The following is a 12,995-nucleotide window of genomic DNA, read 5'->3' on the forward strand; positions in this document are numbered from 1 at the left end:
AGCGGACCGACGCGGTGGGCGCCCGGACGGCCGCCGCGCCCCGGGCGTCCTGGCTGCCGCGCGCCCTGATGACGACCGGTTCGGTCGCCGGCCCGCGCCCCGCACCGACCACGGCGGTCTGCGGCCTGGCCTGCGTCTTCCGCTACATCGTGCGGGCCGAGGCGATCGTGCTCCCGGTGGACTGCCCGGACGAGCTCGCCGACGTCGAGGACCGGATCGACGACCTCGACCTGCGCGGCGTCGTCCGCCGCCGGGGCCTCTTCGGCGGCCCACGCCCCCACGCCCCGCCACCCACGCCTCACCCGCCTCACCCGCACCGACCGCTCAGGGAGCGCTGATGACCGACGAACTCGCCCTCCGGATCGCGGAGCTGATGCCCCGCGCCAAGGCCGACCTGGCCGAACTGGTGGCCATCCCGTCCGTCGCCGACCCCCGCCAGTACCCGCCGGAGAAGTGCCGGGAGGCAGCCGAGTGGGTCGCCGGTGCCTTCACCGAGGCCGGGCTCCGGGACGTCCACCTGGAGGAGACCGCGGACGGCAGCCACGCCGTGATCGGCCACCGCCCACCCCCGCCCGGCGCCCCGACCGTCCTGCTCTACTGCCACTACGACGTGCAGCCACCGCTCGACGACGCCGCCTGGGAGTCCCCGCCGTTCCGGCTCACCGAGCGCGACGGCCGCTGGTACGGGCGCGGAGCCGCCGACTGCAAGGGCAACATCGTCATGCACCTCACCGCGCTGCGGGCGCTCGGCGAGGGCGTGCCGGTCGGCCTCAAGCTGGTCGTCGAGGGCTCCGAGGAACAGGGCACCGGAGGCCTGGAGGCGTACGTGCCGCCGCACGCCGGGGAGCTGCACGCCGACGCGCTGCTGGTCTGCGACACCGGCAACGCCGCGGTCGGCGTGCCGACCGCCACCACCTCACTGCGCGGGGTGGTCAACGTGGTGGTGACCGTCCGGGCGCTCCGCGGCGACATGCACTCCGGCATGTTCGGCGGCCCGGCCCCGGACGCGCTCGCCGCGCTGATCCGGATGCTCGACTCGCTGCGCGACGTCGACGGCGGCACCCGGGTCGAGGGCCTGGACTGCGCGGGGAGCTGGAGCGGCGTCGGCTACGACGAGACGCAGTTCCGCACCGACGCCGGCGTGCTGGACGGCGTGCGGCTGACCGGCTCGGGCACCGTCGCCGACCGGCTCTGGGCCCGCCCCGCGGTGACCGTCCTCGGCATCGACTGCCCGCCCGTGGTCGGTTCCGCCGCCGCTGTCCCGGCCACCGCCCGGGCCCGGGTGAGCCTGCGGGTGCCGCCCGGCACCGGGGCGCGGGCCGCCCAGGACGCGCTGATCGCCCACCTGGAGTCCGCCGCGCCCTGGGGCGTGCTGGTGGACGTCGAGCGGGAGAGCGCCGGTGCGCCGTTCCGCGCGGAGACCGGTGGGCCCGCGTACTCCGCACTCGACGCGGCGATGCGGGAGGTCTACGGTCGGCCGATCTCCTTCCTCGGCCAGGGCGGCTCGATCCCGCTCTGCAACGTGTTCGCCACGACCTTCCCCGACGCGGAGATCGTGCTGATGGGCGTCGAGGAGCCGCGCTGCCTGATCCACGCGCCCAACGAGAGCGTCGACCCCGGGGAGATCGAGCACATGGCCCACGTCGAGGCGTTGTTCCTCCGGCACTTCGCCAACTCGGCCCGCACGTGATGGAGTTCAGTGAGTCCGCGCAGCACCCGGACCGTTCCGAGGAGGACCCGACCGTGCCCCGACCCTTCACCACCGAGGACTACTCCGCCCGGATGGCCCGGGCCACCGCCGAGGCGACCGCCGCCGGACTGGCCGGGCTGGTCGTCGCCCCCGGCCCCGACCTGGTCTACCTGTGCGGCTACCAGCCCACCGCGATCACCGAGCGGCTGACCGCCCTGGTGCTCACCCCCGGCCGCGAACCCGCCCTCGTGGTGCCCCGGTTGGAGCGCCCGGACGCCGAGAAGGCGCCCGGCGCCCCGGCCGTCCGGCTGCTCGACTGGTCGGACGGCGCGGACCCGTACGCCACCGCCGGCCGGCTGCTGGACCCGGCCGGCCGGTACGGCATCTCCGACAACGCCTGGGCGATGCACCTGCTGGGGCTCCAGTCGGCGCTGCCCGGCACCGGCTTCACCTCGCTCACCGAGACCCTGCCGATGCTGCGCGCCGTCAAGGACGCCGACGAGCTGGAGCGGCTGGCCGCGGCCGGCGGCGCGGCGGACGCCGCCTACCGCGGCATCCTGGAGGTCGCCTTCGCCGGCCGCCGGGAGACGGACGTCGCCGCCGACCTCGGCGCACTGCTCATCCGGTACGGGCACAGCCAGGTCGACTTCACCGTGGTCGGCTCCGGCCCGAACGGCGCCAACCCACACCACGAGGCCGGCGACCGGGTGATCCGTCCCGGCGACACCGTGGTGCTGGACTTCGGCGGCCTCAAGGACGGCTACGGCTCCGACACCACCCGCACCGTGCACGTCGGCACCGACGTCCCGGCGGAGGTGCGGAAGGTGCACGACGTGGTCCGGCTCGCCCAGCAGACCGCCTTCGAGGCCGTCCGGCCCGGCGTCAGCTGCCAGGAGATCGACCGGACGGCCCGGCGGGTGATCACCGAGGCCGGCTACGGCGAGTACTTCATCCACCGCACCGGGCACGGCATCGGCATCACCACGCACGAGCCGCCCTACCTGGTCGAGGGCGAGGAGCGGCCGCTGGTGCCCGGCATGTGCTTCTCGATCGAGCCCGGGGTCTACCTGCCGGACCGCTTCGGAGTGCGGATCGAGGACATCGTCGCCGTCACCCCGACCGGCGGGCGGCGGCTCAACAACACCCCGCACGAGTTGGGCACCGTCTCCTGAGCCCGCGGACGGAGCGGCCGGCGGGGCCGCGGACCGGACAACCGACGGAACGGCGCACGGAACGGCCGGGGCGGCGGGCCCTTGCGCCGGCCGGGGCAATTCTTAAGAAGCCGTCATCGTCCACCCAGAGTCCTTCAAGCTTGCCTTGCTAGTTTTCGTGCGCATGACCAAGCTGCTCCGGCCGGCCCCGCCACCGCCCGCGCGAGCCGGGCGACTGCGCCCCGTGACCGCGCCCCGCCCCCGCCGGACCGGGCTGGCCGGGCTCAGACTCCTGGCCTGGCCGCTGTACCTGACCGGCTTCGTCTGGTTCCTGCGCACCCAGGGCCTGCCCTCCGCCAACGACGTGGTGTTCCTCTGGCTGATCGGCGCACTGCTGACCGCCGCCGTGCACAGCGGGCACGGCACCCGGGGCTTCCTTCTGGTGCTGCGCGACTGGCTGCCGGTGATGGCCGCGGTCTGGACGTACTCGCTGCTGCGCGGCTACGGCGCGCACACCCCGTGGGCCCCGCACTGGCTCCCCCAGCTGCGCGCCGACGAGGTGCTCGGCTTCGGCGAGACCTGGACGGTCCGGCTCCAGCACGCGCTGTACACGCCCGGCTCGCCGGCCTGGTACGACTACCTGGCCGCCGCCGTCTACCTCTCGCACTTCTTCCTGGTCTTCACGCTGCTCGCGGTGCTCTGGCGCCGCCGCCACGACCGCTTCCGGCAGCTGCTGGTCTGCTACCTGGCGCTGACCTTCGCCGGCTTCGCGACCTACCTGCTCTACCCGGCCGACCCGCCGTGGCTGGTCGCCCAGCAGGGCCACCTGCCCGGGCTCAACCGGGTGGTGTGGGACGTGATCTCGGCGAGCGGACTGCCGCAGGCCGACTCACTGGTCGAGAACGGCAGCCAGTTCGCGAACGACGTCGCCGCGATGCCCTCGCTGCACTCCGCGTACCCCGCGATGCTGCTGTTCTTCTTCTGGCCGACGGCGCGCCCCTGGCTGCGGGCGCTGCTGGTCGCGTACCCGCTCGCGATGGCGTTCACCCTGGTGTACGGCGCCGAGCACTTCATCGTGGACATCTTCGCGGGCTGGGCGTACGCGGCCGTGGTGGTGTTCGGGGCGCGGTGGCTGCGGCGACGGCGGGCCGCCCGCGCGGCCGCTCCGGCGGCGGTACGCGCGACGGCCGGTGCGGCGACGGCCGGTGCGGCGGGCGGTGCGGCGGCGGGCGGTGCGGCGGCGGCCGGTTCCGCAGGAGCCCCGGCCGGAGTCCCCGCCGACAGGGCAGACTTGGCCGCGTGCCGAACCCGACCCGACCCCCGGTGAAACCGACCGCCGAACAGCTGCTGGCCGCCCAGGACACCACCATCCCGGACGTCACCGGGCCCGGGCTGCGCGTGCTGTTCTGCGGCATCAACCCGGGCCTGTGGTCCGGTGCCACCGGCCACCACTTCGCCCGCCCCGGCAACCGCTTCTGGCCCGCCCTGCACCGCTCCGGGTTCACCGAGCGCCAGCTCCGCCCGGACGAGCAGGGCGGGCTGCCCGCCCTCGGCCTGGGCATCACCAACGTCGCCCCGCGCGCCACCGCCAAGGCCGACGAACTGACCGCGGAGGAGCTGCGCGAGGGCGGCGCCGCGCTCACCGAGCGGGTGCTCCGGCTGCGCCCGCGCGTCCTGGCCGTGCTGGGCATCGGCGCCTACCGGACGGCCTTCGGCCGGCGGAAGGCCGTGATCGGCCGCCAGCCCGACGGCATCGGCGACACGGAGGTGTGGGTGCTGCCCAACCCGAGCGGGCTCAACGCGCACTACACGCTGGACGCACTGGCGGCCGAGTTCCGCACGCTCCGGGAGTCGCTGGACGACTGAGTCGTAGACCCGCTGATTCGTAGGACCGCTGATTCGTAGGACCGCTGAGTCGCCGGACAGCCGACGCCCGCCCGGGCGGCCGGCCCGTCAGACCGCCGCCAGGCCGTCCGGCAGCGGGAGTTCGCGGCCCCGCGGCTCACTGCTCACGGCTCACGCCCCCACGGCGAGCTCCAGCGCGGCCAGCCGGGCCGGGTCGGCGACCACCTCGAAGCCGGCCACCCGGCCGCCCGTGACGGCCACCCGCAGCGCCAGCCGCAGCCGTCCGCCCGGGGCGATCACGATGCCCGGGACGCCGTCCACCAGTGCCACCGCGCCGAACCGGGCCCGCCGGCCGAACACCGCGGTCTCCCGGGCGACCTCCGCCGCGCCCCGGGCCACCGGGGCGCGGCCGGGCGGCAGCGCGGCCGGGTCGGCGCGGCGCACCACGTCCGGCGCCAGCACCGCCAGCAGCTCGGCGAGGTCACCGCCCCGGGAGGCGGCCAGGAACGCCTCCACCACCCGCCGGTGCCCGGCCAGCCGCTCCGGCGGCAGCGCGGGCGTGCCGCGCACCCGCCGCCGGGCCCGGGAGGCCAGCTTCTTGGCGGCCACCGGGGTCCGCCCGACGATCGGCGCGATCTGCTCGAACGGCACCGCGAACCCGTCGTGCAGCACGAAGGCGACCCGCTCGGCCGGCCCCAGGCGGTCCAGCACCACCAGCAGCGCCCGGCCGACCGACTCCACCAGCAGCGCCTCCCGCTCCGGGCCCGCGTCAGCGGACGCCACCTCCGGCGGGGCCTCCCCGACCGGCTCCTCGCGGCGTGCCGCGCGCGCCCGCAGCAGGTCCAGGCAGATCCTGGAGACCACCGTGGTCAGCCAGCCCGGCAGGTTCTCCACCGCGTCCGGTCCGGCCCGGTCCAGCCGCAACCAGGCCTCCTGGACCGCCTCCTCCGCCTCGCCCGTCGACCCGAGCATCCGCAGGGCGACCGCCCCCAGCCGACCGCGCTCGGCCTCGAACCGCTCCGCCAGCACCCCGTCCCGGTCCATCGGTCACCTTTCGTCGGCCCGGCCCGTCACCCCCATGACGAACCGTCCAGCACCGAAGTGACCGGGAGAGACCTGTGACCACCACCACCCTGCTGCACCTGGACTCCAGCACCGGCGCCGGCGACTCGGTCAGCCGCGCGCTGACCGCCCGCTTCGCCGCCGCCTGGCGGGCCCGGCACGGCACCGCCGGCCGCCACCGGCACCGTGACCTCGCCGCCGACCCCGTCCCCGTGGTGCGGGCCGCCTACGAGTCGCTCGGCCGCCGGGCCGGAGCCCGGGGCGCGCTCCCGCCGGACGCGGTCGCCGCGCTCGTCCAGGGGGCAGGGGAGGAACGCGAGTGGGCGCTCACCCGCCCGCTGGTCGAGGAGCTGCGGGCCGCCGACACCCTGCTGCTCGGCGCCCCGATGTACAACTTCACCGTCTCGGCCGGCCTCAAGGCCTGGATCGACCGGGTCACCTTCCCCGGTGTGCTGCACGACCCCGGCACCGGCGAGGCGCTGCTGCGCGACACCCGGGTCGTGGTCGTCGCCACCCGGGGCGGCGGCTACGGGCCGGGCACCCCGCGCGAGCACTGCGACTTCCAGGTCCCGTACCTGCGGGCCCACTTCGGCAACCTCGGGGTCGCGGCGGAGAACCTGCACGTCGTCGTCGCCGAGCTCACCCGCGCCGCGGACGACCCCGCCCTGGCCGGACTGCGGCCGCTCGCCGCGCGGTCGCTGGCGGACGCCGGGGCCCGCCTGGACGCCCTGGCCGCGGCCGGCTGACGCGCGGGCGCCCCGGCCGCACGGAACCCGCGCGCCGCCACCGCCCGACGGACCGGACCCACCGCCCGACGCACCGGACCCACCGCCCGACCGGACCGCCCCTACAGCGGCGTGACGGCCTTCAGCACCAGCAGCAGGGCCACCGCGGCGTTGAGCGCGCAGAGCGCCGACGCCGCGGTGCCCACCGCGGCGACCATCGCGGCCAGGCCGGCCGGGGTCTTCGCCGGCGGCCAGTTGCGCGAGGTGGGCACCGGGCCGAGCAGCGCGGCCACCCGGCGCGGCACCGGGCCGGGCGCCGGGGCGGGGGCCACGAAGGCCGCGAAGCCCGGGGCGGGCGCCGCGTGCGACACCAGGGCGGCCCGGGCCACCGCCCGAGCGGTGATCCTGCGGTCGCCCACCGCCTGGGCCGACTCCTCGTCCGCCCAGCGCTCCGCGCTGTACGCCACCGCCTGCTGCAGCGGCCGCAGGAACGGGTTGACGCAGGCGGCGAGCTGGGTGGTCAGCAGGTAGCGGTGGTGGCGGTGCCGCAGGTGCGCCCGCTCGTGGGCGAGCAGCGCCTCGCGCTCGTCCTCGGCCAGTCCGGCCAGCATCCCGGTGGAGACGACCACCCGCCCGGGCGAGCCGGGCAGCGCGTACGCGTACGGGTTGGTGTCCGGCAGCACCGCGAGGTCGGCGGCGGACTCCGGCCCGTCGGGCAGCCCGGTCAGTGCCCGGCGGGCCCGGGACCGCACCCGCAGGTGGCGGCCGACCGTCCGGGCGCAGGCCGCGGCGACCAGCGCCAGCAGCCACATCGCGGCCGTCCCGACCGTCTCGTGGTACGGCAGGGCGGCCCGGACCTCCGGGTCGGACCAGCTGTCCGGGAGCGGGTTGCCGGGGATCTGCGCGGTGCCCACCACGCCGATCAGGCCGAGGCAGAGCACGCTGCACACCGCCATCACGGCGCTGATCACGGTCATCAGCCGGGCCGCGCCGCGCGGGTGCAGGTGCTGCTCGGTGAGGCGGGCGATCGGTACCGCGGTCAGCGGCAGGACGAGCGGGAGGAAGACGAAGAGGCCCACGGGTCAGCTCTCACGGTCGGCCGCTGCCGGGTCCGCGGACGCGGCGTCGAGCAGCGCCCGCAGCAGGTCCTCGTCGTGCGGGAGCAGCGCGCTCACGAAGCTGGCCAGGACGGCGTCCCGGTCGGCCTCGCCGTCGAGCATCCGGCGCATCCGCAGCGCGGCCAGCCCGGCGGCGTCGGAGGAGGCCTGCCAGAGGTAGGAGCGGCCCGAACGGGTCCGCGAGACGGCGTTCTTGGCGTGCAGCCTGGACAGGATGGTCATCACCGTGGTGTACGCCAGGTCGCCCTCCAGGCGTTCCTGGACCCACCCCGCGGAGGCCGGGCCGGGTGCCTGCTGGAGCACCGCCAGCACCTGCGCCTCCAGCTCGCCCTGGCCGCGTCTGCGGGCCGGTGCCTCGCCCGCCGCGGGGGCGGGCCTCTCGTCTGCCATGGCGGCCCACTCCCTCCGGATGCCGTGCCCCTCGACCGGCGGGGCACGGGTTCATCCTAACGAGCGGTGCGCCGCTGCGAACCGCTCCGCGCACGGGTGCGGGGGCGCCCGCGGGGCCGGCGGCAGACGGGCGGCACGCGGGCGGCAGCCGGTCAGTCGGCGGGCTGCCGGGTGTCCTGCGGGGCGTTCTGCCGGCGGTCGAGCTCGGCGATGTCGGGGTGGTGCAGGTCGAACGCGGGGCACTCGGAGCGGATCCTCGGCAGGGTGACGAAGTTGTGCCGCGGCGGCGGGCAGGAGGTCGCCCACTCCAGCGAGCGCCCGTACCCCCACGGGTCGTCCTCCTCGACGCGCTCCCCGTGCACGGCGGTCGTCCAGACGTTGTAGAGGAACGGCAGGGTGGAGATGCCGAGCAGCAGCGAGCCGACGGTGGAGACGGTGTTGAGCGTGGTGAAGCCGTCCGAGGCGAGGTAGTCCGCGTACCGGCGGGGCATGCCCTCGGCGCCGAGCCAGTGCTGCACCAGGAAGGTCGCGTGGAAGCCGGTGAAGAGCGTCCAGAAGTGGATCCGCCCGAGCCGTTCGTCCAGCATCCGCCCGGTGAACTTGGGCCACCAGAAGTGGAAGCCGGCGAACATCGCGAAGACGACGGTGCCGAAGACCACGTAGTGGAAGTGGGCGACGACGAAGTACGAGTCGGAGACGTGGAAGTCGATCGGCGGGGCGGCGAGCAGCACCCCGGTCAGGCCGCCGAACAGGAAGGTGACCAGGAAGCCGACCGTCCACAGCATCGGCGTCTCGAAGCTCAGCGAGCCGTTCCACATGGTGCCGATCCAGTTGAAGAACTTCACCCCGGTGGGCACCGCGATCAGCATCGTCATGATCGAGAAGAACGGCAGCAGCACCTGCCCGGTGACGAACATGTGGTGCGCCCAGACGGTGATCGACAGACCGGTGATGGCGACGGTGGCGCCGACCAGACCGGAGTAGCCGAAGACCGGTTTGCGGCTGAAGACCGGGATGATCTCGGTGATGATGCCGAAGAACGGCAGCGCGATGATGTACACCTCCGGGTGGCCGAAGAACCAGAACAGGTGCTGCCACAGCAGCGCCCCGCCGTCGGCCGCGTCGAAGACCTGCGAGCCGAACCGGCGGTCCGACTCCAGGCAGAGCAGCGCGGCGGCCAGCACCGGGAAGGCGAACAGCACCAGCACCGCCGTGAGCAGGACGTTCCAGACGAAGATCGGCATCCGGAACAGCGTCATCCCGGGCGCCCGCAGGCAGACGATCGTGGTGATGAAGTTGACCGCGCCCATGATCGTGCCGAAGCCGGAGAGGGCCAGTCCCATGATCCACAGGTCGGCGCCGATCCCGGGGCTGTGCTCGGCGCCGTTCAGCGGCGCGTAGGCGAACCAGCCGAAGTCGGCGGCGCCGTCGGGCGTCAGGAAGCCGGACACGGCGATCAGCGAGCCGAACAGGTAGAGCCAGTAGGCGAGTGCGTTCAACCGGGGGAAGGCGACGTCCGGGGCGCCGAGCTGGAGCGGCATGATCCAGTTCGCGAAGCCGGCGAACAGCGGGGTCGCGAACATCAGCAGCATGATCGTGCCGTGCATGGTGAACAGCTGGTTGAACTGCTCGTTGTCCATCAGCTGCAGCCCGGGCCGGGCCAGTTCGAGCCGCATCAGCAGCGCCATCACCCCGCCGGCCAGGAAGAAGACGAACGACGTGGTGATGTAGAGGGTGCCGATCCGCTTGTGGTCGGTGGTGGTGAGCCAGCCGACCAGGGCCCGGCCCCGCCGCCGCCGGGCGGCGCGCCGCAGGCGGTCCGCCCGGGGGGTGCGGGGCGGGCGCGGGCCCCGGTCCACGACGTCCTTCGGCAACAGCGTCACGCGGCGCGCCTCCCGTGCTCGGGGCCGCACCGGGCCCGGCCAGTACCCGGTCCACCAGTACCAGCGGGCCGCGGCGGCGGCCCGGGGCGCGCGCGGCACGTCACCCGAACAGGCGCGGACCGGTTGCCCGCGGGCACGGCCCGGCGGACGGTCGTAGTCGGCACACCCGTTCGGCCGTGCGGGTCGACCGCCCCGGGGCGACCGCCCCCAGTGGCTTCGGCACAGGAGGAACCCATGAGCAGCTCGAGCAGTAGGGCCAACTCCGGGTGGGTGACCGGCGGCGTGGTGTTCGCGGGCGTGATGATGATGCTCAACGGCGTGCTGGACGTGTTCCGGGGCATCATGGCGATCGCCAACGACGACGTCTTCGTCACCACCCCGAACTACGTCTTCAAGTTCAACCTCACCGGCTGGGGCTGGATCCATCTGATCATGGGTCTGCTGCTCGCGGCCGTCGGTTACTTCGTGATCACCGGCGCCGGGTGGGCCCGGTACGTCGGCATCTTCCTCGCCTCGCTCAGCGCGGTCGAGAGCTTCCTGTCGCTGCCGTACTACCCGCTCTGGTCGATCATCGTGATCGCGCTGGACGCCTTCGTGATCTGGGCGCTCTGCGTCTACCGGCCCGAGACGGACTGACCGGGCGACCCGCCACGGGCCGCCCGCGCCCTCTCCGAACCATCCGGCCCACCAGCCTGACCGTCCGGCCGCTCCGGCCCCTCCGGACCGGCGGGCCCGCGCCGCACCCGGCCGCGGGCCCGCCGCACGCATCAGGCCCGGGCCCGCTGGGTGACGGCGATGCAGACCAGCACCACCACCGCCGTCACCGGCGCGGCCGCCGGCAGGTCCTCGTCCAGCAGCAGCACCGACCAGACCAGCGTCAGCAGCGGCTGCGCCAGCTGGAGCTGACTCGCCCTCGGCACCCCGATCGCGGCCATCCCCCGGTACCAGAGCACGAAGCCGCCGAACTGCGACACCCCCGCCGTGTACGCCAGCCCGGCCAGCGCCTTCGCACCGAGGTGCACCGGCTCGGCGGGCAGCGCGAGCGCGGTGGTCAGCAGCGTCACCGGCAGCGCGGCCACCACCGCCCAGGCGATCACCTGGGCGCCCGGCAGAGCGCGGGAGAGCCGCCCGCCCTCCGCGTACCCGGCCGCGCACACCAGCAGGCCGGCCATCAGGTAGAGGTCCGCGACGCCCGGTCGGCCGTGGCTCTGCAGCAGTGTGAAGGCGAGCACCGCCACCGCACCGGCCAGCGCCGCCGCCCAGAACGCCCGGGACGGCCGCCGCCCGGTGCGCAGCGCCGCGAACACCGCCGTGGCCAGCGGCAGCATGCCGATGACCACCGCCGAGTGCGCCGTCGAGGAGGTCCGCAGGGCGAGCGTGGTCAGCAGCGGGAAGCCCAGCACGCAGCCGCCCGCCACCACCAGCAGCGCGGGCCAGTGCCGGCGTTCCGGCAGCGGGGCCCGGACGGCCGCCAGGTAGCCGGCGGCGAGCAGGCCGGCGACGGCGCCGCGCAGTCCGGTGGCGCTCCACGGGCCGAAGCCGGACAGGGCCCACGCGGTGGCGGGGAAGCTGAGGGAGAAGGAGGCCACCCCGAGGGCCGCCAGCGCGGTGCCGGAGGCGGGGGTCCGCGGTGCTATCGCGATCGGGTGGATAGCGCTATCTTGTGCCGTCATGAACGAGCGTAGCAGTGTCACCGAACTCGCCGATACCCTGCGGGCTGAGGTCGAGCGCTACCCGGAGGGCCGAAAGCTGCCCTCCAGCCGGGCGCTGATGGAACGCCACCAGGTCAGTCCGGTGACGGTCTCCCGGGCGATGGCGGTGCTCTCCGCCGAAGGCCTGGTCGTCTCCCGGCCCGGCGCAGGCGTGTTCCGGGCCGCGGCCTTCACCGGCGGCGCCCCCGCCGGCGTCCCGTCCACCGCCCGCCCCGGCGACCTCTCCTGGCAGGAGGTCGCCCTGAGCGCCGACTCCGGCCCGCGCGACCTGCTCGCCGCACCGGTGTTCGCCACCCTCCGGGTGCCCCCGCCCGACGTCGTCGACCTGAACAGCGGCTACCCGCACGCCTCGCTGCTGCCCGAACGGCTGCTGGCCGCCGCGCTCGCCCGGGCCGGCCGCCGCCCGGGCGCCTGGGACCGCCCGCCCACCGACGGCCTCACCGAACTGCGCGGCTGGTTCGCCCGCGGCATCGGCGGCCAGGGCGGCCCGATCGGCACCGGGGACGTCCTGATCACCGCCGGCGGGCAGAGCGGCCTCACCGTGGCCATGCGCTCGCTCGCCGCGCCCGGCTCCCCCGTCCTGGTCGAGTCGCCGACGTACTCGGGCATCCTCGCGGTCGTCCGGGCGGCCGGACTGCGACCGGTCCCCGTCCCGGTCGACGCCGACGGCGTCCGCACCGACCTGCTCGCCGACGCCTTCGACGCCACCCGGGCGCGGGTCTTCGTCTGCCAGCCGCTGTTCCAGAACCCCACCGGTGCGGTGCTCTCGCCCGCCCGGCGCGCCGAGGTGCTGCGGATCGCCCGGACGGCCGGCGCGTTCGTCGTCGAGGACGACTTCGCCCGGCTGCTCGTCCACTCCGACGCCCCCGCGCTGCCGCGCCCGCTCGCCGCCGACGACCCGGACGGCGTCGTGGTGCACCTGCGCTCGCTGACCAAGGCCGCTTCGCCCAACCTGCGGGTCGGCGCCCTCACCGCCCGCGGCCCGGCGCTGGCCCGGCTGCGCGCCACCCAGGTGGTGGACAGCTTCTTCGTGCCGCGGCCGCTCCAGGAGGCGACCCTGGAGCTGGTCGCCGACCCCGGCTGGGCCCGCCACCTGCGCACCCTCGGCACCGAGCTGAAGGACCGCCGGACCGCCACCGTCGCCGCCCTGAACCGCGAGCTGCCCGGGCTGGTCGGCGCCCACAACCGCGGCGGGTACCACCTGTGGCTGCGGCTCCCGGACGGCGTCGACGACGGCGCGCTCACCGCGGCCGCGCTGCGCGCCGGCGTCCAGATCACCCCCGGCCGCCCGTACCACGCCGCCGAACCCCCGGCCCCGCACCTGCGGCTCAGCTACGCCGCGGCGGAGAGCACCGCCCACGCCGTCGAGGGGGTCCGCCGCCTGCGCCGGGCCTACGAGGCCGCGGCCGGCTGAGCGGG

13 protein-coding genes are annotated in these 12,995 nt (G+C 75.4%); 8 read left to right on the forward strand and 5 right to left on the reverse strand.

The window, feature by feature from the left end; genetic code table 11:
- Positions 1–14: 14 nt before the first annotated feature.
- The 5 genes from ACIA8Q_RS09505 to mug all read left to right on the forward strand — a co-directional run bounded on the left by ACIA8Q_RS09505 (position 15) and on the right by mug (position 4,707).
- Positions 15–338 carry a hypothetical protein gene (locus tag ACIA8Q_RS09505; RefSeq protein WP_360219774.1) on the forward strand — a complete coding sequence of 108 codons (324 nt, stop codon included), beginning with the start codon at positions 15–17 and terminating at the stop codon, positions 336–338.
- Positions 338–1,690, forward strand: a complete 1,353-nt coding sequence (locus ACIA8Q_RS09510) for a dipeptidase (RefSeq protein WP_360219771.1) — start codon at positions 338–340, stop codon at positions 1,688–1,690. The genes ACIA8Q_RS09505 and ACIA8Q_RS09510 overlap by 1 nt, the downstream gene beginning before the upstream one ends.
- Entirely contained in the window at positions 1,690–2,862 is a 1,173-nt protein-coding gene (locus ACIA8Q_RS09515) for a M24 family metallopeptidase (protein WP_396316970.1), read from the forward strand. The genes ACIA8Q_RS09510 and ACIA8Q_RS09515 overlap by 1 nt, the downstream gene beginning before the upstream one ends.
- A 163-nt stretch (positions 2,863–3,025) precedes the next feature.
- Positions 3,026–4,168 (forward strand): phosphatase PAP2 family protein, encoded by a 1,143-nt coding sequence (locus tag ACIA8Q_RS09520; RefSeq protein WP_396316961.1) that lies wholly within the window; start codon positions 3,026–3,028, stop codon positions 4,166–4,168.
- A complete protein-coding gene (mug, locus tag ACIA8Q_RS09525) occupies positions 4,141–4,707 on the forward strand; it encodes a G/U mismatch-specific DNA glycosylase (protein WP_360219766.1) in 567 nt (188 codons plus the stop codon). The genes ACIA8Q_RS09520 and mug overlap by 28 nt, the downstream gene beginning before the upstream one ends.
- A gap of 150 nt (positions 4,708–4,857) precedes the next feature.
- Here the strand turns inward: mug and ACIA8Q_RS09530 are convergent, their stop codons facing one another.
- Positions 4,858–5,730, reverse strand: coding sequence for a sigma-70 family RNA polymerase sigma factor (locus ACIA8Q_RS09530; protein ID WP_360219763.1), 873 nt, complete (start codon positions 5,728–5,730; stop codon positions 4,858–4,860).
- A gap of 74 nt (positions 5,731–5,804) precedes the next feature.
- Between ACIA8Q_RS09530 and ACIA8Q_RS09535 the strand changes: the two genes are divergently transcribed.
- Positions 5,805–6,494, forward strand: a complete 690-nt coding sequence (locus ACIA8Q_RS09535; protein ID WP_396316962.1) for an FMN-dependent NADH-azoreductase — start codon at positions 5,805–5,807, stop codon at positions 6,492–6,494.
- Positions 6,495–6,595: 101 nt separating this feature from the next.
- Here the strand turns inward: ACIA8Q_RS09535 and ACIA8Q_RS09540 are convergent, their stop codons facing one another.
- The 3 genes from ACIA8Q_RS09540 to ctaD form a co-directional block, all read right to left on the reverse strand.
- On the reverse strand, positions 6,596–7,552 hold the full coding sequence (locus ACIA8Q_RS09540) for a M48 family metalloprotease (RefSeq protein WP_360219757.1): 957 nt from the start codon (positions 7,550–7,552) through the stop codon (positions 6,596–6,598).
- A gap of 3 nt (positions 7,553–7,555) precedes the next feature.
- Positions 7,556–7,981: a BlaI/MecI/CopY family transcriptional regulator gene (locus ACIA8Q_RS09545; protein WP_360219754.1), complete on the reverse strand. Its 426-nt coding sequence runs from the start codon at positions 7,979–7,981 to the stop codon at positions 7,556–7,558.
- A 152-nt stretch (positions 7,982–8,133) separates the two neighbouring features.
- Complete coding sequence (ctaD, locus tag ACIA8Q_RS09550; RefSeq protein WP_360219808.1) at positions 8,134–9,795, reverse strand: cytochrome c oxidase subunit I; 1,662 nt, start codon at positions 9,793–9,795, stop codon at positions 8,134–8,136.
- Positions 9,796–10,098: 303 nt separating this feature from the next.
- On the opposite strand from ctaD, the gene ACIA8Q_RS09555 reads away from it, so the two are divergent.
- Positions 10,099–10,500 (forward strand): hypothetical protein, encoded by a 402-nt coding sequence (locus ACIA8Q_RS09555; RefSeq protein WP_360219751.1) that lies wholly within the window; start codon positions 10,099–10,101, stop codon positions 10,498–10,500.
- A 131-nt stretch (positions 10,501–10,631) separates the two neighbouring features.
- On the opposite strand, the gene ACIA8Q_RS09560 is transcribed toward ACIA8Q_RS09555, so the two are convergent.
- Positions 10,632–11,537 carry a DMT family transporter gene (locus ACIA8Q_RS09560; protein WP_396316963.1) on the reverse strand — a complete coding sequence of 302 codons (906 nt, stop codon included), beginning with the start codon at positions 11,535–11,537 and terminating at the stop codon, positions 10,632–10,634.
- Here ACIA8Q_RS09560 and ACIA8Q_RS09565 point away from each other — a divergent pair.
- A complete protein-coding gene (locus tag ACIA8Q_RS09565; RefSeq protein WP_360219745.1) occupies positions 11,536–12,990 on the forward strand; it encodes a PLP-dependent aminotransferase family protein in 1,455 nt (484 codons plus the stop codon). The genes ACIA8Q_RS09560 and ACIA8Q_RS09565 overlap by 2 nt on opposite strands.
- Positions 12,991–12,995 lie beyond the last annotated feature (5 nt).

The sequence above is a fragment of the Kitasatospora sp. NPDC051705 genome (assembly GCF_044453265.1).
In the GTDB taxonomy this organism is placed as follows: domain Bacteria; phylum Actinomycetota; class Actinomycetes; order Streptomycetales; family Streptomycetaceae; genus Kitasatospora.

What these genes read in the sequence shown, in the direction of transcription:
- ACIA8Q_RS09510 (WP_360219771.1), top strand. Translation starts at nt 338, where the DNA reads ATGACCGACGAACTCGCCCTCCGGATCGCGGAGCTGATGCCCCGCGCC.
- ACIA8Q_RS09515 (WP_396316970.1), top strand. Translation starts at nt 1,690, where the DNA reads ATGGAGTTCAGTGAGTCCGCGCAGCACCCGGACCGTTCCGAGGAGGAC.
- ACIA8Q_RS09520 (WP_396316961.1), top strand. Translation starts at nt 3,026, where the DNA reads ATGACCAAGCTGCTCCGGCCGGCCCCGCCACCGCCCGCGCGAGCCGGG.
- ACIA8Q_RS09530 (WP_360219763.1), bottom strand. Translation starts at nt 5,730, where the DNA reads ATGGACCGGGACGGGGTGCTGGCGGAGCGGTTCGAGGCCGAGCGCGGT.
- ACIA8Q_RS09545 (WP_360219754.1), bottom strand. Translation starts at nt 7,981, where the DNA reads ATGGCAGACGAGAGGCCCGCCCCCGCGGCGGGCGAGGCACCGGCCCGC.
- ACIA8Q_RS09555 (WP_360219751.1), top strand. Translation starts at nt 10,099, where the DNA reads ATGAGCAGCTCGAGCAGTAGGGCCAACTCCGGGTGGGTGACCGGCGGC.
- ACIA8Q_RS09565 (WP_360219745.1), top strand. Translation starts at nt 11,536, where the DNA reads ATGAACGAGCGTAGCAGTGTCACCGAACTCGCCGATACCCTGCGGGCT.
- ACIA8Q_RS09560 (WP_396316963.1), bottom strand. Translation starts at nt 11,537, where the DNA reads ATGACGGCACAAGATAGCGCTATCCACCCGATCGCGATAGCACCGCGG.